The organism is Candidatus Brevundimonas colombiensis, from assembly GCA_029202665.1.
GTDB lineage: Bacteria > Pseudomonadota > Alphaproteobacteria > Caulobacterales > Caulobacteraceae > Brevundimonas > Brevundimonas colombiensis.
The window spans coordinates 2,677,387-2,698,017 of sequence record CP119326.1 but is presented as its reverse complement, the minus strand read 5'-3'; the positions used below and the strand labels follow the sequence as shown (position 1 = coordinate 2,698,017).

The 20,631-nt window shown below is 65.5% G+C and carries 16 protein-coding genes and 1 tRNA gene; 12 read left to right on the top strand and 5 right to left on the bottom strand.

Annotated elements, in window-relative coordinates:
* Positions 1-111: 111 nt before the first annotated feature.
* Together P0Y50_13195 and P0Y50_13190 are read right to left on the bottom strand one after the other, a co-directional pair.
* Positions 112-1,167 (bottom strand): HAMP domain-containing sensor histidine kinase, encoded by a 1,056-nt coding sequence (locus P0Y50_13195; protein WEK39481.1) that lies wholly within the window; start codon positions 1,165-1,167, stop codon positions 112-114.
* Entirely contained in the window at positions 1,167-1,853 is a 687-nt protein-coding gene (locus P0Y50_13190) for a response regulator (protein WEK39480.1), read from the bottom strand. Before P0Y50_13190 ends, P0Y50_13195 begins: the two co-directional genes overlap by 1 nt.
* A gap of 184 nt (positions 1,854-2,037) precedes the next feature.
* Here P0Y50_13190 and P0Y50_13185 point away from each other — a divergent pair, with 184 nt between their 5' ends.
* The 5 genes from P0Y50_13185 (at position 2,038) to P0Y50_13165 (ending at position 9,558) form a co-directional block, all read left to right on the top strand.
* Positions 2,038-3,156 carry an efflux RND transporter periplasmic adaptor subunit gene (locus P0Y50_13185; protein WEK39479.1) on the top strand — a complete coding sequence of 373 codons (1,119 nt, stop codon included), beginning with the start codon at positions 2,038-2,040 and terminating at the stop codon, positions 3,154-3,156.
* Between the two features lie 12 nt (positions 3,157-3,168).
* Complete coding sequence (locus P0Y50_13180) at positions 3,169-6,306, top strand: multidrug efflux RND transporter permease subunit (GenBank protein ID WEK39478.1); 3,138 nt, start codon at positions 3,169-3,171, stop codon at positions 6,304-6,306.
* Between the two features lie 2 nt (positions 6,307-6,308).
* The gene (locus tag P0Y50_13175) at positions 6,309-7,709 is read left to right on the top strand and encodes an efflux transporter outer membrane subunit (protein WEK41578.1); all 1,401 of its coding nucleotides are present in this window, start codon (positions 6,309-6,311) and stop codon (positions 7,707-7,709) included.
* Complete coding sequence (locus P0Y50_13170) at positions 7,706-8,305, top strand: TetR/AcrR family transcriptional regulator (GenBank protein WEK39477.1); 600 nt, start codon at positions 7,706-7,708, stop codon at positions 8,303-8,305. Before P0Y50_13175 ends, P0Y50_13170 begins: the two co-directional genes overlap by 4 nt.
* A 434-nt stretch (positions 8,306-8,739) precedes the next feature.
* The gene (locus P0Y50_13165; protein ID WEK39476.1) at positions 8,740-9,558 is read left to right on the top strand and encodes a universal stress protein; all 819 of its coding nucleotides are present in this window, start codon (positions 8,740-8,742) and stop codon (positions 9,556-9,558) included.
* Between the two features lie 525 nt (positions 9,559-10,083).
* Here P0Y50_13165 and P0Y50_13160 read toward each other — a convergent pair.
* Positions 10,084-10,159, bottom strand: a tRNA-Lys gene (locus tag P0Y50_13160).
* 161 nt (positions 10,160-10,320) lie between these two features.
* Between P0Y50_13160 and P0Y50_13155 the strand changes: the two genes are divergently transcribed.
* Together P0Y50_13155 and P0Y50_13150 are read left to right on the top strand one after the other, a co-directional pair.
* A complete protein-coding gene (locus P0Y50_13155; protein WEK39475.1) occupies positions 10,321-11,733 on the top strand; it encodes an amino acid permease in 1,413 nt (470 codons plus the stop codon).
* On the top strand, positions 11,733-12,086 hold the full coding sequence (locus tag P0Y50_13150) for an Hpt domain-containing protein (GenBank protein ID WEK39474.1): 354 nt from the start codon (positions 11,733-11,735) through the stop codon (positions 12,084-12,086). Before P0Y50_13155 ends, P0Y50_13150 begins: the two co-directional genes overlap by 1 nt.
* Before the next feature lie 375 nt (positions 12,087-12,461).
* On the opposite strand, the gene P0Y50_13145 is transcribed toward P0Y50_13150, so the two are convergent.
* Positions 12,462-12,794, bottom strand: coding sequence for a chorismate mutase (locus tag P0Y50_13145; protein WEK39473.1), 333 nt, complete (start codon positions 12,792-12,794; stop codon positions 12,462-12,464).
* A gap of 41 nt (positions 12,795-12,835) precedes the next feature.
* Positions 12,836-13,663, bottom strand: a complete 828-nt coding sequence (locus P0Y50_13140) for a ferredoxin--NADP reductase (GenBank protein WEK39472.1) — start codon at positions 13,661-13,663, stop codon at positions 12,836-12,838.
* Positions 13,664-13,772: 109 nt separating this feature from the next.
* Here P0Y50_13140 and P0Y50_13135 point away from each other — a divergent pair, with 109 nt between their 5' ends.
* From P0Y50_13135 to egtB, 5 genes are all read left to right on the top strand, one after another.
* Positions 13,773-16,010, top strand: coding sequence for a S9 family peptidase (locus tag P0Y50_13135; protein ID WEK39471.1), 2,238 nt, complete (start codon positions 13,773-13,775; stop codon positions 16,008-16,010).
* Between the two features lie 101 nt (positions 16,011-16,111).
* Positions 16,112-16,390 (top strand): SemiSWEET transporter, encoded by a 279-nt coding sequence (locus P0Y50_13130; GenBank protein WEK39470.1) that lies wholly within the window; start codon positions 16,112-16,114, stop codon positions 16,388-16,390.
* A gap of 261 nt (positions 16,391-16,651) precedes the next feature.
* Positions 16,652-16,957 (top strand): SCP2 sterol-binding domain-containing protein, encoded by a 306-nt coding sequence (locus tag P0Y50_13125; GenBank protein ID WEK39469.1) that lies wholly within the window; start codon positions 16,652-16,654, stop codon positions 16,955-16,957.
* A 103-nt stretch (positions 16,958-17,060) separates the two neighbouring features.
* A complete protein-coding gene (locus P0Y50_13120; GenBank protein ID WEK39468.1) occupies positions 17,061-18,272 on the top strand; it encodes an acyl-CoA dehydrogenase family protein in 1,212 nt (403 codons plus the stop codon).
* A gap of 132 nt (positions 18,273-18,404) precedes the next feature.
* Positions 18,405-20,576, top strand: a complete 2,172-nt coding sequence (gene egtB, locus P0Y50_13115) for an ergothioneine biosynthesis protein EgtB (GenBank protein ID WEK39467.1) — start codon at positions 18,405-18,407, stop codon at positions 20,574-20,576.
* The last annotated feature ends 55 nt before the right edge of the window (positions 20,577-20,631 follow it).

Sequence of the window (20,631 nt, the reverse complement as noted above, 5' to 3'; positions counted from 1 at the left end):
CTTTAACGTTTTGTGGCTAACTCTCTGAGTTCAAAGGGAGACGATGGTGGGTGATCACAGGTTCGAACTGTGGACCCGCTGATTAAGAGATGCCGTTCTGCGGCGTCCCGGTCAATATGAACGGGGCGGGACAGCGCCTTTGTCTTCAAGCGGAATGGCGAAGCTGAAAATCGAACCGCCTTGAGGCGAGGGAGCGTAGGTCACCCAACCTCCATGAGCGTCGGCGCTGATGCGCACGATCGCCAGGCCCAGCCCTGTTCCTTTTGCATGGGTGGGGCCTCTGTGGAATGGCTCGAAGATGCGGTCCGAGAAATCCCGCGGAATGCCGGGACCTGAATCCATGACCATGAACACTCCCATGCCGTCGACTTGGGACACCTCCACCGTAACTGGACCCGGGGTGGCGTGGAGACGGACGTTGGTCAGAAGGGCGAGAAGCGCCTGGTGAAGGCGGGTCCGGTCGGCCATGATCACGGCCGCACCGAGTGTCCAAGTAATCTGAAATCCAGCCGCTCTCATCGGGGCGTTGATCAGGCGGCGGAGGTCGCGCGCAACGGCAGCAAGATCGACCGGGGACACTTCCAGAAAGACATGGGCGCTGTCAGCGACCCCCATTGCACGAATGTCCTCAACAAGGCGCGTCAGGGCGTCGATCTGACCCAGAGCGCTGACCAGAAGGTCCTCGTCGAGCGGGAAGATTCCGTCGATGGCGCCCTGGATCTTGCCCCGCAGAATCATGAGTGGAGTGCGAAGCTCGTGCGCTACTGCCGCCTGGATCGTACGTTCTTCGGCCGCCAAGCTTTCCAGTCGGTCCGCCATCCGGTTGAAGTCCGTGGTTAGTTCCACAACCTCGCCTAATCGCGGGTCGCTGACCTCGGCTCTGGCGGAAAGGTCGCCATTGGCGATGCGGCGGGCGGCGCGACCGACGGAAACAACGGGTGAAAGAATTCGTCGGCTTAGGGCTGTCGCCGAGGTGACGGCCAGGATCAGGCCGCACATGCAGAAGACAGTGATGGCGACGTAGTCAATTGCTCGCAGTCGCCAGGGCTGGTCGGACAAGAGACCGTAGAACAGCGCCCCGCCGAGGAAGGTGATCGCCACCCCGCCCACCCCGACCTGGGCCATGGATGCCGCGACCGTTCGGTTGAGCCCGCGTAGGCCCAGCATCAACGAGCGTCCATTCGGTATCCGACGCCGCGGACGCCATTGATCATATCCGGAGCGCCTGCGGTTCGCAGTTTTCGGCGGAGGTTGAACATGTGGCTATCGACAGTCCGGTCCAGTACGTCTTCGCCTGGAAGGCAGGCGTCGACCAGTTCGCTGCGGCTGAACACCCTCAGGGGCTGACGCGCCATGAACTCCAGTAAGCGAAACTCCGTTAGGGAAAGCGATAGCTTGACCGTACCCCCTTCCTGAACCACGCTCGCCAAATATCCCCTTGGATCTATTTCCAGCGGGCCAATACGCAGGACGCGGTTTACGTTTCCCCCCATCGAGCGGCGCAGTATGGCCTGAGCGCGGGCGACCAGTTCGCTGGGGTTGAAGGGCTTGACCACATAGTCGTCCGCACCCATCCGCAAGGCTTGGAGCTTGTCGATGTCCTGGTCCAGCGCCGTCATCATTATGACAGGCGTATCGCTGGTTCGACGGATTTCGCTCAGAACCGCCCAACCGTCTTGGCGAGGCAGTCCAACATCCAAAAGGACGACGTCTGGGCGGAGCAGGGTGTGAAGTTCAAGTGCGTTCTGCCCGTCACCGGCCCTGGCCGTGCGGAAACCCTCGCGCTTGAGATAGCGGTCGAGAATTTCGGCGATGTCGATCTCGTCTTCGACAACCAGGGCCAACGCGCTCATGGGTCGCTCGTAAACCCTGCATTGGTGGCGAGCCACTGCTATTTCGCGACTTCCAGCCCGATTGACGAAACGTGGATCAAACGTGGATGGGCAGTGAATGGTCGAATGCGATGGGCGAGCGATCCGTGCCTCCCCGCACGTCCACGATCAGGTGAATTGAATGTCTCGCGTCCTGCGACCCGCCATGATGGCGGCGACCGCCTCCGCCGCCTTGTTGCTCAGCGCCTGCGGCGGCGGCCAATCCGAAACCGCCGCACCGCCGCCTCCCGAGGTCACCGTCGTCCAGGCCGGGCAGGGGGTCCTGCAACTGACGGACACGCTGCCGGGACGTGTCGCCGCCTTCCGCATCGCAGAAATCCGCCCGCAGGTCGGAGGGATAATCCAGCGCCGACTGTTCACCGAGGGCGCGATGGTGCGCGCCGGTCAGCCCCTTTATCAGATCAACGCCGCGCCCTTCCGTGCAGACGCTGCGAGCGCCGCAGCCGCCTTGCGACGCGCCGAGGCCGTCGCCAATCAGGCTCGTGTTCAGCGGGATCGCCTGAAGACTCTGGTCGAGACCGATGCGATCAGCCGTCAACAGTTCGACAATGCGGAAGCCGCGGTCCAACAAGCTGAGGCCGACGTGGGCGTCGCCCGCGCGACCCTTGCGCGGCGTAATCTGGACGTCGGCTTCGCCACGGTCACCGCGCCGATCAGCGGTCGCATCGGTGCTTCGGCGGTTACCGAAGGCGCTTTGGTCAGCGCCTCCGGCGGCGAGGCCATGGCGACCGTTAACCAGATCAATCAGGTCTATATCGACGTCAGTCAGCCGGCGAGCCGGATGGAAGCGCTGCGCCAGCTCGGCCAGGGCTCTCCGGAGGTCGAGCTGCTTGACGACGCCGGCAAACCGCTCGGCGTGACGGGCCGTTTGCTGTTCTCGGATGTGGCTGTCGATCCGGCCACGGGCGACATGCGGGCGCGGGTGCTGGTCGACAACGCGAGTGGGCGGCTGTTCCCCGGCATGTTCGTACGCGTGCGCATGCCTCGGGGTCCCGAGCAAACCGCGCTTCGGGTGCCGCAGCAGGCCGTCACCCATACCGGCGCGCAGGCGCAGGTTATGGTCGTCGGCGCTGACGGCAAGGTCCAGGCTCGCCCGATCAAAGTCGGGGCTGTGGTCAACAACCAGTACATCGTTGAGAGCGGTCTGCGACCAGGCGAGACGGTGATCGTCGAGGGCCAGGATCGCGCTCAGCCCGGCGTCGCCGTCAAAACCAAGCCCTGGCGCCCGCAGCCGGCTGCCCCATCCGCATCGTCCGCGTCCTAACCGGAAAAGATCATGCCTCAGTTCTTTATCGAGCGCCCGGTCTTTGCCTGGGTGCTCGCCATCTTCATCATTCTGCTCGGGGTGCTAGCGATCCCCAACTTGGCCATCGAGCGTTTCCCCTCGGTCGCGCCGCCCACCATCAGCATCCGCGCCATCTATCCCGGCGCCTCGACACAGGCCATGACCGACAACGTCGTCGCCCCGATCGAGCGGGAGCTTTCGAGCGTCAAGAACCTCCTATATTTCGAAAGCACGACCGACACCTCGGGCTTGGCGCAAATCACCGCCACCTTCAAGCCTGGCACGAATCCGGAGCTGGCCCAGGTTGACGTCCAAAACCGTCTGAAGGCGGTTGAACCCCGTCTTCCCCAGACGGTGCGCCAAACCGGTATTCAGGTCGAGGCGGCCTCTTCCGGCTTCCTGATGATGGTCGCGCTCTCGTCCACCGAAGGGCACGACGCGCAGGAACTCGGCGACTACATGTCCCGAAACTTGGTCGAGGACTTAAAGAGAGTCGATGGGGTCGGTCGGGTGCAGAGTTTTGCCTCCGAGCGCGCCATGCGTATCTGGGTTGATCCCCAAAAGATGGCCAACTTCGCCGTCACCACGGCAGATGTCGCGGCGGCGATCCAGGCCCAGAACGCCCAGATCGCGCCGGGTAGGATCGGCGGCACGCCTTCCGTCGACGGACAAACGGTCACCGTGCCTCTGCGCGCGGAAGGTCAGCTCGATACGCCCGAGGAGTTCGCCGCTATCGTGCTGCGGTCCAATCTCGACGGGTCGGAGCTGACGATCGGGGACATCGCACGTGTGGAGCTGGGCGCGCAGTCTTACGACTTCCAGGCGCTTCTAAACGGCAAGCCCGTCGCGGTGGCGGCGATCCAGATCGCGCCGGGCGGCAACGCCGTGTCCACGGCTCACGCCGTCGAAAAGCGCCTCGGGGAGCTCAAGGGAGCATTCCCGCAGGGCATGGTTTACAGCATCCCCTACAACACGGCGCCGTTCGTCGAGATTTCGATCGAGAAGGTGCTCCACACCCTGGTCGAGGCCATGGTGCTGGTGTTCCTGGTGATGTTCCTGTTCCTGCAGAACATCCGCTACACTCTGATCCCATCTATCGTCGCGCCGATCGCCCTGCTGGGCACGGTCGCGGTCTTCATGGCCACCGGCTTCTCTATCAACGTGCTGACCATGTTCGGCATGGTGCTTGCCATCGGCATCATCGTCGACGACGCCATTGTCGTGGTGGAGAACGTCGAGCGGATCATGGCCACCGAGGGCCTGTCGCCGAAGGAAGCGACCAAGAAGGCCATGAAGGAGATCACGGGCGCCGTCATCGGCATCACCATGGTTCTGTCGGCCGTCTTCATTCCCATGGCCTTCTCATCGGGGTCGGTTGGCGAAATCTATCGCCAGTTTTCGGTCTCCATGGCGGTCTCCATCCTCTTCTCGGCCCTGTTGGCCCTGTCTCTGACCCCGGCGCTCTGCGCCACGCTCCTGAAGCCGATTCCGGAGGGACATCACGAGAAGAAGGGCTTCTTCGGCTGGTTCAACCGTCGCTTCGACCGCCTGACGCATCGCTACACCAGCGGTGTCGGCAAGGTGATCGGACGCGCGGGCCGGGCCATGGTCGTGTTCGTGGCCATGGTCGCCCTGCTCGGAGTCGTCTTCGTCCGTCTGCCGTCCGCCTTCCTGCCGGACGAGGACCAGGGCGTCTTCCTGACCATGTTCACCCTGCCGGCCGACGCAACGGCCGAGCGCACACTGACTGCCCTGCGCAACTACCAGAACTTCGTCGAGAGCCGCAAAGCCCTGGGCGGCATCACCGCGATCCAGGGCTTTGGCTTCAACGGCGCAGGCCCCAACACCGGCGTCGCCTTCACCAATCTGGTCGACTGGGAAAAGCGCGATGGCGCTACGGCCCAGGGTGAGATCGCTGCAGCTAATGCCGCGATGGCCGGTCTGGACGACGGGACAGTCATGTCACTGAACCCGCCGGCCATTCCGGAGCTCGGCACCAGTTCCGGCTTCGCCATGCGGCTGAAGGATTTGCGCAACCAAGGCGAGGACGCGCTTCAGGCGGCCCAGGGGCAACTGCTCGGCCTGGCCGCTCAGAGCAAGGTGGTGACCGGCGTCTATCCCGAAAGCCTCCCGCCGGGCTCGAGCATCAAGCTGGAGATCGATCGCAAGAAGGCGGCCGCGCAAGGCGTGTCGTTCGACACGATCCAGAGCACCATCTCGGCCGCCATGGGCTCCACCTATGTCAATGACTTCCCGAATAAGGGACGTCTGCAGCAGGTGATCATCCAGGCCGACGCCAATGCCCGGATGCAGGTGGAGGACGTACTGAACCTCTATGTGCGCAGTTCTTCCGGCGGCATGGCTCCGCTGTCCAACTTCGTACGACCTGTGTGGGAAACCGCGCCGCTGCAGATGGTGCGTTACGACGGCTATCCGGCGGCCCGTATCTCGGGCAGCGCGGCGCCGGGCGTGTCGAGCGGTGAGGCGATGGCGGAGATGGAGCGGCTGGCCGCTCAACTTCCCGACGGCTTCGCGGTGGCCTGGACCGGCACCTCGTTGCAGGAACAGGAGACCGGCAATCAACAAACTGGGCTTCTGGTCCTGTCCATGCTGGTGGTCTTCCTGGTGCTGGCGGCCCTGTACGAAAGCTGGACCATCCCGCTGTCGGTCATTCTGGTGGTGCCGCTCGGCCTCATCGGCGCGGTGGCCGCCACTATGATCCGTGGCCTGCCCAACGATGTCTTCTTCAAGGTGGGCATGATCACCATCATCGGCCTGTCCGCGAAGAACGCCATCCTGATCGTCGAGTTCGCCAAGATGCTTCGCGAACAGGGCAAGGGCCTGCTCGAGGCCGCCGTCGAGGCCGCGCGCCTTCGCCTGCGCCCGATCATCATGACCTCCCTGGCCTTCACCCTCGGCGTGGTGCCCCTGGTCATCGCCAGCGGTGCGAGCTCGGCGACCCAGCACGCCATCGGCACCGGGGTTTTCGGGGGCATGATCACCGGGACCTTCTTGGCGATCATATTCGTGCCCGTCTTCTACGTCGTCGTGGTCGGCGGCACGGATTGGCTGAAGGCCCGAATTGCGAAGCTCAACCTGCGTCTGCCCAAACTTTCCAGGAAGTCCTGAACATGAAGCGTCTCCTACTTCTCGGGACTGCGGGCGCCCTTCTTTCCGCCTGCGCCTCGATCGAGCCGGTGGAGCCGGCCGCCGACGTGGTCTCCGCCGACTATCCTGTGGTCGCAGCGATCGACAGCGCCAACGCCGCCGATCTCGATTGGCGGGCCGTCTTTGTCGATCCTCAGCTGCAGCAGCTGGTGGACATCGCGCTCGATGAAAGCCGGCCCCTGCGACTGGCGTTGCTGGACGCCGAGACGGCGCGGGCCCAGCTACGCGTCCAACGCGCGTCGTTCTTCCCGATGATCGGCGCCGCGGGGTCATACTCGCGGTCGCGGTCGGCCCCGCTGCCTGGCTTTCAGGATGCTGGAGTTGTCACCCAAGCCCAGGCAACGGTCGGGGTCAGCGCCTTCGAGCTTGACCTATTCGGCCGTCTTCGCGCCCAGTCCGAAAGCGCCTTCCAAACCTATCTTGCGGCAGGGGAGAGCGCACAGGCGGCGCGTATCACGCTCAGCGCGTCGGTGGCGGACGCCTATGTCGCCACCCTGACGGCCCAGGAACGACTGGCTCTAGTCGAAGCGACGGCGCAAGACTGGCGCGCATCCCAAACCTTGACTCAACGGCTTTTCGAAGCCGGTCAGGCGGATGGGACGGAAGTTGCGGCGGCAGAGGCCCAAGTGCGAACCGCCGAAGCCGACCTTGAAGCCGCACGCCGTGAAGCCGCCGTCGCGCTCAACGCCCTGGTCCTTGTGGTGGGACGGCCTCTGCCGTTCGAGCTCGCCACGCCTTCCTCGGACGCATCGCCGGTCCTGACCCAACTTCCTGCCGGACTACCGTCAAACCTTCTGACCCGGAGGCCTGACATTCGCCAGGCCGAACGCGCTCTGCTGGCGTCGCGGGCCGATATTCGTGCAGCGCGTCGCGCCTTTCTCCCGAGCATCAGTCTGACGGGCCAGTACGGATACGCCAGTAACGATCTGGATAACCTGTTCGATGGTCCGGAAGTCTGGACCTTCGCTCCGCAGATCACCCTGCCGATCTTCCAGGGCGGACGACTTCAGGCTCAGTTGGACCTGGCCATCCTTCGCCAGAATAAGGCGGTCGCTTCGTACGAACTGGCTATTCAGCAGGCCTTCTCCGAGGTCGCGGATGGCTTGGCGGCCCGTGAGACCTTCGATCGCCAGATCGCGGCTCAGCGCTCGGCGGTCGAGGCGTCGCAGCGCAGGTCGGCCCTAGTCGAAACCCGCTACAGGGCGGGCGCAACCAGCCGTCTCGAACTTTTGGATGCGCAGCGGCAACTCTACGCGGGACAACAGGCTCTGCTCGCGGCCAAAGCGGCTCAGATGTCTGCCAGTATCGCCCTTTATCGGGCGCTGGGCGGCGGACCAGTGGCCGAGAGGATCGCTCCAGCATGACGAAAGGAGTTCGAGGGCGGCCTATTGCTTCCCGAAATGGAGGGGGCAATGAAACGCGGCAGCGTCTTCTCGAGGCCGCCCTCGAGCTCTTCGATATGCTCGGCTATCACGAGGCTAATCTGCGCCGCATCGGCGACCGGGCGGAGGTCGACCATGCCTTGGTCGTTCGCCATTTCGAGTCCAAGTCGCTGCTGTTCGCCGCCGTCGTCAACCACGCGCTCGACGTCGCCTGGTCGGCCAGCGCGTCTCATCGACCCAAGGCGCTGATGCGTGTCGCAAGATTGATGCTGGCGGCGGCCTATGCGCCACCGGAGGTGAGGGCGGGGGTGATCTCCGCCGTGTCGGCTCGGATCGGCGATGGGGACAGGCCGTGCGATCCTGCGGGCCGCGATATGGGTCGCCGCCTCGGCGACGCGGTCTGCCAGCAACTCGCTCGCCTGCTGCTCACCCTGAGGACGGAGGAGCCGGAGGAGCCGGGGGAGATTGCGGCGGTCAACGCGCGACTCTATGGGCATCTTGGCCAGTGGAGTCCCGGAAACAGCGGCGACCGCAGCGCTTCAGATGCCGATCCTGCCTGGCGCGAGAAGCGAAAATGAGCACGAGCGGGCTGACCGGATCCGAGCCGCACCAACGGAATGGTTCTCATACGCTGGGGCTGGCTATCGCCCTGCAGTGCGATCCTGGCGATCTGCGAAATCGCGTGCTGATCAAACAAGCGCGAAATCGCGTGGCTGGACACGGGGTCGGCGCGCCCGAGGCGACGGTGTCGGCGCTCGAGGTGCGATGCGGCGGCCTTGTTGGGGCAGTGGACGCTTTTGGCGACCATGTCGATCCGCGACTGAGCCCACTACCAGCTGGACCGCTTTCACCGCTAGGGCGGCTAGTAACGCGGTTAAGGCTAGGTGATCCCCTTTCGAACCTCGACGCCTGGCGGCCCTGGGAACGCCGACGCGCGGATTCGCTCTCCTGAGCGCAAGCACCACACCTTCTGCAGCAACGGGACACAGACAAAATGAGTAGTTGGCGAGACGTGGCGGTCTTTCTCGATGGGTCGCCGGCAGGGGAACGTATTGCGGGCCATGCTGCAGAGATTGCGACAAGGCATGCCGCCCACCTGATCGGTATGTTTGGCGCGGTTCATCCGCGATCCGCCGCGCCGGCCGAGAGCTTCGCGCGGGGCGCCGAGGGCATCAATCAGGTCCTTGAGCGCCATCGTCGTGAAACCGAGGTAAAGGCCGTGACGGCGGGTCGCGCCTTTGCCGCCGTGACCGAAGCGCGCGCTCTCAGCTCGGAGTTCAGAGTGGTGTGGCGTGACAGTGTTGACGACGACGCAGCCCTCCACGCCCTCCACTGCGATCTGGTCATTTGCTCGCGTCCCAAGCCCGTCGACCTTCCGCAAGGCTGGACTGGCGAGCATGTCCTTCTCGCCTCAGGGGTTCCGGTGCTTCTTGTTCCGGATACCTGGACGGGATCGTCCATCGGCGATCATGTTGCGGTGGCCTGGAACGGAAGTCGTGAAGCGCGCCGCGCTGTCGCGGATGCGTTGCCCTTCTTGAGTGCGGCTCAGTCCGTGACGATTATCTCGATTGAGCGACACAATGGACGATCTGCGCCCGGCGAGGAACTGCTTCAGCATCTGGAGCGTCACGAAATTACGGCCCAGGTCCGCACCGTCCAGGCTGCGGATGGGCCGACATCGCAAATCCTCGCCGATCAGGTCGGAGAGATCGGCGCAGATTGTCTGGTGATCGGGGCCTATAGCAGACCTCGGAGTGCGGAGATCCTGTTCGGCGGGACCACCCGAAATCTTCTGGCGCGCTGCCCCGTTCCTCTCTTCCTTTCGCGCTGAACGCTCAGGCTCATCGCGCAGATGGTTTCCTGACATCCAGGCCCCAGCCGCATACTGGATTCCACGGTCGGAGTGGTGGATCAGGCCCGGTGCAGGTCGCTGGCGTTGGACGGCTAGGTGCAGTCGTCTTGGTGTGCGGCAGTCTCCAAGGCATGGCCGCCGAGGTCGATGCAACTCTGCGCCAACTTCTGGAGGACAGCATACTCGAAGGCTTCGCTGATGAAGGACGTTATCGGCGCGATATCTACTGATGATGCGGTCATGGGTCAGAGCTGGCCGGTTCCATCCGATCGACCACTCAGGCCGCGAAGCCGATGCTCTTAGAGCTACAGCCTGTTGGCCCATTCGGATGGCTTCGGGTCCAGTCTGACAGGACTGAATTGAACGGCGATCCACGCGCTTGGCTTAAGCAAGGGCTGCCCTAAAGCCGAAGAAAATCACAGACGGACTACACCGTCCTAATCGGAGGGATGGACGACCCCGTCCTAGAAAGGGTGATCTATTCAACGAAATCAAAAGCGACGATGGTGGGTGATCACAGGTTCGAACTGTGGACCCGCTGATTAAGAGTCAGCTGCTCTACCGACTGAGCTAATCACCCACACCGATCGTCATGTCTTCGGCGGGGCGGATGCCCTTGCCGAAGGGCGCTCCTACTACCCAGCGGTTCGGGGGTTGGCAAGCGCTTTCGCAAACTTTCTTTCGCGGGCTATGGTCCCTGCGGAATCAGCCGCCGGACGAGCGGCGAGGGGAGTTCGCATCATGGCCTTCTGGAACCGGCGTCGATCCATCGACGCCATGCTGGCGCCCCACGACGGGCCGCGGCTGAAGCCGACATTGAGCTGGCCGCACCTGCTGGCGCTGGGCGTCGGGGCCATCGTCGGCACCGGCATCCTGACGCTGATCGGGGTGGGGGCGGGACTGGCGGGGCCGGCGGTGCTGATCAGCTTCGGTCTGGCGGGTCTGGTGTGCGCCTGCGCGGCCCTGGCCTATGCCGAACTGTCGACCATGATGCCGACGGCGGGCAGCGCCTATACCTATTCCTATGCGGTGCTGGGCGAGATGATCGCCTGGGTCGTGGGGTGGAGTCTGATCCTGGAATATTCGCTGGTCGTCAGCGCCGTGGCGGTGGGCTGGTCCGGTTATGCGGTCGGCTTCCTGAGCGGGCTGGGCGTCGACCTGCCCATGGCCCTGGTCGCCGGGCCGCACGCGGGCGGGATCGTCAACCTGCCGGCGGTGGCCATCATCGGCGTGGTGACGGGCCTGCTGCTGCTGGGCACCAAGGAGAGCGCGACGCTGAACGCGGTGCTGGTGCTGATCAAGATCGCGGCCCTGGTGGTGTTCGTGGCCATCGCCCTGCCGGCGTTCAAGCCCGAGCATTTCACCCCCTTCATGCCCAATGGATTCGGCGCGCCCTTCGTCCAGACCGGGGTGATGGCGGCGGCGGCGATCATCTTCTTCGCCTTCTATGGCTTCGACGCCATCTCGACGGCGGCGGAGGAGACCAAGAAGCCCGAGCGCGACCTGGCCATCGGCATCGTCGGCTCCATGCTGGTGTGCACGGCGCTGTATCTGGTGGTGGCGGCCGCCGCCATCGGCGCGCGGCCGGTCGCGACCTTCGCCGACAGTCCCGAGCCGCTGGCCCTGATCCTGCGTCAGATGGGGCAGGGGACGGCGGCCCAGTGGATCGCGGCGGCGGCGGTGATCGCGCTTCCGACCGTGCTGCTGGCCTTCCTGTTCGGCCAGAGCCGCATCTTCCTGGGCATGGCGCGCGACGGCCTGCTGCCGCGCCGCCTGGCCAAGGTGTCCAGACGGGGCGTGCCGGCGGTGGTGACGGTGTTCACCGCCATCGTGGTGGCGATCCTGGCGGGCCTGCTGCCGCTGGATGAGCTGGCGTCGCTGGCCAATGCCGGGACGCTGGCGGCCTTCTGCTCGGTCGGGGTGTGCCTGATCGTGCTGCGTATCCGCGAACCGGAGCGCAAGCGGGTGTTCAAGGCGCCGTTGTGGCCGCTGGTGGGCGCCATCAGCGTGATCGGCTGCCTGATCTTCTTCCTGAGCCTGAAGCCGGTGACGCAGATCGGATTCGTGGTCTGGAACCTGATCGGCGTGGCCATCTATCTGCTGTGGTCGTCCAGGAACTCGCGTCTGGCCAAGGGCGAGGAGACGGCGGCCTGATGGCGTTGCGCGATCTGACCGGGGCGGTGGATTTCGCCGTGCTGGACGCCATGACGGGCGGCGATGCGGCGATCGACGAAGAGGTGCTGGGCCTGTTCGTCGATCAGGCCGCCCTGTGGTCGAGCCTGCTGGACCCCAGGAACGAGGGCTGGCGCGACGGGGTCCACACCATCCGGGGCGCGGCGGCGGGCATCGGGGCGCGCGACCTGGCGGCGGTGTGCGCCGAGGCGGAAGCGGTCGACCAGACGCTGGCCGCGCCGGCGCTGGAGCGGGTGCGCGATGCGATGCAGGCGGCCCTGGCTGATGTGGCGGCCTATCGCCACGAGCTGATGCTGCGCGGGCTGAGGGGCTAGGGGTCGAAATTGCACTGCACCCGGAAAAGAGGTGCAAAGTGCAGAAAAGTGCAATTTCGGCGGGCGCGGCTCGGCGATGTCAAAGACCAGCCGACAGTATAGGGCGCCTGGACAGGGCGTTCGGTCGATTGACGCTGCTGTGAGGCAGGGTGTTGTTTTCGAAGTGACTTTTTCGGGCGGATCAGATGGCTGGCGCGCGTAGGCGCCCGATCCTTTGAGCCTCGTCCCATGATCTCTCCGCTCATCCCGGCGAAAGCCGGGACCCAGACCTTTGGGCGAAAGTCGTGTGAGATCGAGGACAGGTGGTCATCCCACGCGCCAACGATGCGAAAGCACGGGGTCCCGGCTTTCGCCGGGATGAGCGGACAAAAATAACTAGCTGCGCGTGCGGTCGTAGGTGGCGAACTCGTGGGCGATGCAGCGGTCGATCAGCAGGCGCCAGACGGGTTCGGCGATGTCGGGCGACAGATTGTGCGCCTCGGCGGCGACCAGAACCTTGGCCACCACGTCGTCGATGCGGGCCTGGTCGAAGACGGCGTCGCGGTCGGGCTTGATGCGGGCGGCGGCGTCCATGTAGCGCTGGCGTTCGGCCAGCAGGGCGACCAGGGCGCGGTCCAGGGCGTCGACGCCCTGGCGGACCTCGGCCATCGACTGGCATTCAGCGGGATCGACGCGCGGATCGACGGCGACAAGAGCAGGCTTGGACATAGCCGTGGGGTTAGCGGGTCAGACCGTTCAAGCCAAGACGTTCAACCGACGAAGGCGCGCTCCAGGACGTAGTCGGCGGGTTCGGCGTTGGAGCCTTCCTTCAGGCCGTAGGTCTCCAGCAGTTCGCCGGCTTCCTTGATCATGGCCATGGAGCCGCACAGCATGGCGCGGTCGCGGGCGGGGTCGAACCCTTCGGGCAGGCCCAGGTCGCGGAAGAAGTCGCCGGACTTGATCCGGTCGGTGATTCTGCCCGGTGTTTCGAACGTCTCGCGGGTCACGGTCGGATAATAGGTCAGCTGGCCCTTGGCCTCGTCGCCGATCAGGGGATCGTCGTGGATCTCGCGGGTGAAGAAGTCGCGATAGGCCAGGTCGGCGACGCCGCGCACCGTGTGGATCACATAGACATGGCCGAATCGGGAATAGGTTTCGGGATCGCGCGCAACGCTGAGCCAGGGGGCCAGGCCGGTGCCGGTGCCGATCAGGAACAGACGCTCGCCGCCGGTCAGGGCGTCCAGGACCAGGGTGCCGGTCGGCTTCTTGCCCATCAACACGGTGTCGCCCGGCTGAATCTTCTGCAGGCGCGAGGTCAGGGGGCCGTCGGCGACCTTGATGGAGAAGAACTCCAGTTCCTCGGCCCAGCCGGGGCTGGCGATGGAATAGGCGCGCAGGACCGGCTTTCCGCCGTCTTGGCCCGGCAGGCCGATCATCACGAACTCGCCCGAGCGGAAACGGAAATCGTCCGGTCGTTTGACGCCGAAGCTGAACAGGCTGTCGGTCCAGTGGCGGACCCACAGAACCTCAAGTTCGTTGAACGGGCTGGCCTTCACAGGCGCGGGGGCAGGGGCGGGAGAAACGGCGGCGTCTGTCATGGTGGGGCCTGTCTAATGTGAGAACCCTTCGCAGGGAAGAAAAAGCCTTTCGTTCGGCGACGACATTTCCTCGTGACGGCTTGCAGAAGCGCGGCTAGCGTCCCGCCCCATGCGCACAGTCCTTCTCGCCTCGACCATCCTCCTGTCGGCAAGCTCCGCGCTTGCGCAGGAGACGCCTTCCAATGTCCTGACGCCCGAGCGGGTGTTCGCCAGCCCCAGCCTGAACGGGCCGGTGGCCAAGGGCGTCAGCCTGTCGCCCGACGGTCAGCTGGTCGCCTTCCTGCGCTCGCGCGAGGACAATGTGGATGTGCAGGACCTGTGGGCCGCGCCCACGGGGGCGGGCGAACCCTATAAGCTGATCGATGCGAGGGCGCTGGTCCCGGATGCGGGCGAACTGTCGGAGGCCGAAAAGGCCCGGCGCGAGCGGATGCGGATCAGCGCGCGCGGCGTGGTGGAATATTCGTGGGACCAGCAGGGGCGCTATATCCTGGCGCCGCTGGAAGGCGACATCTTCCTGGCCAATCGGGCCGACGGCAAGGTGCGCCGCCTGACCGAAACGCCCGCCGACGAGATCGACGCCAAGGTGTCGCCCAAGGGCAGCTACGTCTCCTATGTCCGCGACCAGAACCTGATCGTCTATGACCTGGCCAGCGGCAAGGAGACGCCGATCACCGACGACGGCGCGGGCCTGATCAGCTGGGCCACGGCCGAGTTCATCGCCCAGGAGGAGATGGATCGCGACACCGGATACTGGTGGAGCCCCGACGAACGCTACATCGCCCTGACGCGCGTGGACGAAAGCCCCGTGGACATCGTGCCGCGATTCGAGATCACCGGCGGCGGCGCCACCATGGTCGAGCAGCGCTATCCCCGCGCGGGCCGACCCAATGCGGTGGTCGAACTGTATGTCCGCGACCTGCAGAGCGGGGCCCGGGTCAAGGTGGACCTGGGGGCTGACACCGACATCTATCTGGCGCGGGTCAACTGGTCCGGCGACGGCAAGACCCTGTATGTCCAGCGCCAGTCGCGCGACCAGAAGACGCTGGACCTGCTGAGCGTCGATCCGACGACCGGCGGCTCGCGCGTGATCCTGAGCCAGAGGGCGTCGGCCTGGGTCGATCTGAACGACGATTTCCGCGTGCTGTCGGACGGCCGCTTCATCTGGTCGAACGAGGATTCGGGCTGGCGCCACCTGTATCTGTATGACCGCAACGGGCGCCGCCTGCGGGCGATCACGCGCGGCGACTATCCGGTCAAACACCTGGACGGGGTCAACGAACAGACCGGCGACGTCTATTTCACCGCCTCGATGCGCGACGGCAAGGAACTGCCGATCGAGCAGCAGATGTTCCGCGCCAATCTGAACCGTACGGTCGATCCGGTGGCGGTGACGCCGGGCGGCGGCTGGTGGACCGTGTCGGTCAACGGCCCGGCGACGGCCTATGTCGGCAACTATTCCGACCCGGCGACGCCGACGCAATCGGCGCTGTACCGGATCGACGGGACGCGGGTGCGCTGGATCGAGGAGAACAGGCTGGACGCCAGCCATCCGTTCGCCCCCTATGTCTCGCGCCTGCGCACGCCCGAGTTCGGCACGATGCAGAGCCACGGCCAGACCCTGGTCTGGCGCATGACCACGCCGCCCGACTTCGATCCGTCCAAGAAATATCCGGTGGTGATGCAGGTCTATGGCGGCCCCGGCACCGGCGCGGGCGTGCAGAAGAGCTGGCAGCCCCTGACCAACCAGTTGCTGACCGAGGCGGGCTATATCGTCTTCCGTGTCGACAATCGCGGCGAGGGGGATCGGTCGCAGGCGTTCGAGACCAGCATCTATCGCCGCCTGGGCATCCCGGCCGTCGAGGATCAGGCCCAGGCGGCGCAATGGCTGAAGACTCTGCCTTATGTCGACGCCGATCATATCGCGGTGATGGGCTGGAGCTTCGGCGGCTTCCTCAGCTTGCTGACCTTGACGGACAAGGACGCGAACCTGGCGGCGGCCCTGGCGGGCGCGGCGCCGACGGAGTGGAGCCTGTACGACACCCACTATACCGAACGCTATATGTCCACGCCCCAGGCCAACCCGGAAGGCTATGCCGCCACCGACATCCTGCCGCGCCTGGACGACATGACCGGGCGGCTGCTGCTGCTGCACGGCATGGCCGACGACAATGTCATCTTCGGCAACGCCACGCGCGTCATCGACACGCTGCAGGCCAAGAGCGTTCCGTTCGAAATGATGCTCTACCCCGGCCAGCGCCACGGCGTGCGCGGCGACCCGCGCCAGCTGCAGCAATGGCGCACCTATCTGGACTTCCTGGACCGCACCATCGGCAAGCGGGCGCAGTAGGCGCGCGACGCATCCTTTCCCCGCGTCGCGCCTTGAATCGGGGCGGGCGCAGGGAGAGGGTGAATGTCTGGACAAGCGGATGCAGCGGCCGGGCGTCGGCGGTGAGCGACCTGATCGCCAATGTCGTCGGCTCGGCGGCGGCCGTGTGCTCCATCACCAGTTTCGCGCCCCAGGCGATCAAGATCTGGAAGGACCGCGATGCGTCGTCGGTCAGTCTGAAGACCTATTCGCTGACGGTGACCTGTTTCGTGCTGTGGGTCGTCTATGGGGTGATGACCAAGGCGTGGCCGGTGACGGTCGCCAACGCGTGCGCCCTGGTGATGGCGTCGGGCGTGCTGGCCATGAAGTGGCGGTTTCGCGACGGCGATCCCGACGGCTGAGGATTTGATCCTGGTCAAGGCGGGCCGGATCGGTCGGGCGCACAAGGCGGGCAAAGGAGATTTCCGATGCCAGAAGCCGCTGTTCCCTTCATCGCCGCCATCGTCGCGGCCTTCGTCTTCTTCATGGTCGCCATCGGCGCCGCCAGCCTTTATGCGCGCGAACCCGATCAGAAGTGATCCAACCTTTACCCGACGTGATCTTGGCGCCCCCGCAGATGCGGGCTAACCCGTAACCGCACCGTCCAACAGGGAGACGCCCCAATGCCCGATCTCGAACAAGTCACCGAACACATCCGCGGCGCCGTCGGCGACAACTCCGGCCTCGGCAAGACCGTCAAGCTCGACCTGGGCGACCAGGGCAAGATCTTCATCGACGGCGCCTCCACGCCGAACACGGTGACGAACGAGGACAAGCCCGCCGACGCCACCGTCTCGATCAAGTGGGACGACTTCATGGCCCTGTCGGAAGGCAAGCTGGACCCGATGATGGCCTTCATGCAGGGCAAGCTGAAGATCGCCGGCGACATGATGATCGCCCAGAAGCTGGCTCCGCTGCTGAAGCGCTGATGCCGGTCTGACGACCAGTTCTGGCGGCGCGGCTCCTGATCGGGGCCGCGCCGCTTTCGTATCCAGCGTCCGGCAGAGGCGCGAACGGGAAAGAGGAAACGACATGGACTTCAAACATTCCGACCGCGCCCTGGACTGGCACGCCCGCGTCCGCCGCTTCCTGGACGAGCAGGTCATCCCGCGCGAGGCCGAATATTTCGCCCAGGTGCGCCAGGATTCGACGCGCCAGCCGCCCGTCATGGAGACGATGAAGGCCGCCGCGCGCGAGGCCGGGCTGTGGAACATGTTCCTGCCCGGAGAACACGGCGCGGGCCTGACCAATCTGGACTATGCGCCCCTGGCCGAGATGATGGGCGCCCACCTGTGGTCGGCCGAGGTGTTCAACTGCAACGCCCCCGACACCGGCAATATGGAGGTCCTGCACCTGTATGGCGACGCCGCCCAGCAGGACCGCTGGCTGAAGCCGCTGATGGCCGGGGAAATCCGCTCGGCCTTCCTGATGACCGAGCCGGAGGTCGCCTCGTCGGACGCCACCAACATCCAGACGCGGATCGAGCGCGACGGCGATCACTATGTCATCAACGGCCGCAAATGGTGGTCGACCAACATGGGCCACCCGAACGTGGCCATGACCATCGTCATGGGCAAGACCGATCCGGACGCCGCCGCTCACGCCCAGCAGTCCCAGGTGATCGTCCCCGTCGACACACCCGGTTTCCGTGTCGAGCGGATGCTGTCGGTGTTCGGCTATGACGAGAAGCCCATCGGCCATGCCGAGGTGGTGCTGGAGAACGTCCGCGTGCCGGTCGAGAACCTGATCGCCGGAGAGGGACGGGGCTTCGAAATCGCGCAGGGGCGGCTGGGGCCGGGCCGCATCCACCACTGCATGCGCGTGATCGGGGCGGCGGAACGGGCGCTGGAGCTGATGGTCGTGCGGCTGTTGAACCGGACGGCGTTCAAGAAGCAGTTGGCCGAACATTCGGTGTGGGAGCAGCGCGTCGCCGACGCCCGCACCAATATCGAGATGTGCCGCCTGTTGGTGTTGAAGGCCGCGTGGATGATGGACGAGGTCGGGGCCAGGAACGCCCGCTCCGAGATCGCCCAGATCAAGGTGGCGGCGCCGAAGATGGCGTTGCAGATCATCGACGACGCCATCCAGGCGTTCGGCGGCGCGGGCGTGTCCGGCGATACGCCTCTGGCCGAGCTGTACGCCGGGGTACGGACGCTGCGGATCGCGGACGGCCCGGACGAGGTTCACAACCGCACCATCGCCCGGCTGGAATACGCCAAACATGGCGGGCGTCCGGTGCGGTGAACCGGGCGCCTTGAAAACTCGTTTCGAGCCAATCGGTTGGGAACCGTGGCCGGACGGGGGCGTTGGAACGATCAGGGAACGGCAGGGCGTTTAGTCGGGGTCGTCGAGCGGGCTCGCCACGGAACGGCTGATATGAATGCGCGCTTCGAACCCGATGCGGGGACAGCGGCCGTCGTGGCGCGTTACCGGGCGGTGCGCGCCGCCATGGTCGAGCTTGCGGCGGGTCTGTCGGTCGAGGATCTGTCGGCCCAGTCCATGCCGGACTGCAGTCCGGGCAAATGGCATCTGGCCCATACCAGCTGGTTCTTCGAGGCGATGATCCTGGGCGACGATCCGGCCTATCGGCCGGTCGATCCGCGTTTCCAGCAGTTGTTCAACTCCTACTACGAGGCGCTGGGCGAACGGGTGGCGCGTCACCAGCGCGGCCTGATGACCCGCCCCTCGGTCGAGGAGGTGCTGGCCTACCGCCGCGAGATCGACCGGCGCATGGTCGACTGGCTGGCTCAGGCGCCGTCGGGCGGTCAGCATCGCTATCTGCTGGAACTGGGCCTGCATCACGATCAGCAGCATCAGGAGCTGTTCCTGATGGACATTCTGAACCTGATGTCCTGCTCGCCGCTGGACCCGGCCGCCTATGCGGTCGAGCCGCGCGTCATGCCGGTTCAGCCCGCGCGGGGCGGGACAGTCGGTTTCGACGGCGGTCTGGTCACGATCGGTCACGATGATGCGGGCTTCGCCTTCGACAACGAAGGCCCGGCGCACCGGGTCTGGCTGGAGCCGTTCGCCCTGGCCGCCGATCTGGCGACGAACGGCGACTGGCTGCGGTTCATGGCCGACGACGGCTATGGACGCGCCGATCTTTGGCTGGCCGACGGCTGGGCGGTTGTGAAGGCTGAGGGATGGACCGCGCCGCAGTATTGGCGACGCGACGGCGACGACTGGACCGTGATGGGCCTGACCGGCCGCGCGCCGGTCGATCCGGTCGCGCCGGTGCGTCACATCAGCTTCTACGAGGCCGACGCCTATGCGCGCTGGGCCGGAAAACGGCTGCCGACCGAGGCGGAATGGGAGCACGCGGCGACGACGCGGCCCGACGCCTTCTCCAACCTGTCGGGCGAGGTGTGGCAGTGGACCGCCAGCGCCTATGCGCCCTATCCGGGGTTCCAGCCCACGCCGGGCACGGCCGCCGAATACAACGGCAAGTTCATGGCCAATCAGATGGTGCTGCGCGGCGGCGCCTTCGCCACCCCGACCGGCCATGCGCGGCCGACATACCGCAACTTCTACTATCCCCAGCAAAGGTGGGCCTTCATGGGTCTGAGACTAGCCGAAGACGCCGCCGGGCGTCGCGACGATCCGTCCACGACCCGCGTGGACGACGCCCAGACCCGGGCCTTCCGCCGCGACCTGGTCGAGGGCCTGTCGCAGCCGCAGAAGGCCGTGCCGCCCAAATGGTTCTATGACGCCGAGGGCTCGCGCCTGTTCGAGGACATCACCGCCCTGACGGAATATTATCCGACGCGGCAGGAAACGGCCCTGCTGCGTGAAAAGGCGGCGGAACTGACCGCCGATTTCGGACCCGACGCCGTTCTGGTCGAATTCGGATCGGGCGCCAGCGAGAAGACCCGCATCCTGCTGGACGCCGCGCCGCATCTGGGCGCCTATGTGCCGCTGGACATCAGCGAGAGCGCCCTGTTGGACGCCGCCCAACGGATCGGCGCCGACTATCCGGGTTTGCGGGTCCAGCCGGTGCTGGGCGATTTCGAACATCTGTCGCCCCTGCCTGACGATCTGCCCAGGGGCCGGCGGATCGGCTTCTTTCCCGGTTCGACCATCGGCAATCTGGACCCCGACGAGGCGGTGCGTTTTCTGGCGGCGGCGCGGCGGATGCTGGGGGAGGGCGGCCTGTTCATCCTGGGGACCGATCTGGTCAAGGACGCGGGCGTTCTGGTCGCCGCCTATGACGACGCGCGGGGGGTGACGGCGGCCTTCAATCGAAACCTGCTGGTGCGCGCCAATGCGGAGCTGGACGCCGATTTCGACCTGGACGCCTTCGCCCACCAGGCGATCTGGAACCCGCAGGCCTCGCGCATGGAGATGCATCTTCGCGCGGTGAGACCCACCACGGTCCACATCGACGGGCGGACATTCCGCTTCATGGAGGGCGAGACGATCCACACCGAAAGCTCGCGCAAGTTCACGCCGGACGCCATCGCCGCCATGGCCGGGGCGGCGGGCTGGACCGTGTCGCGTCTGGACGTGTCGCCCGAACCCAGCGTGGCCTTGTCGCTTCTGCGCGGCTGATCCATCCGGTCGGCGACAGCAAAAAAGGGCGGCTCATGAAAATGAGCCGCCCTTT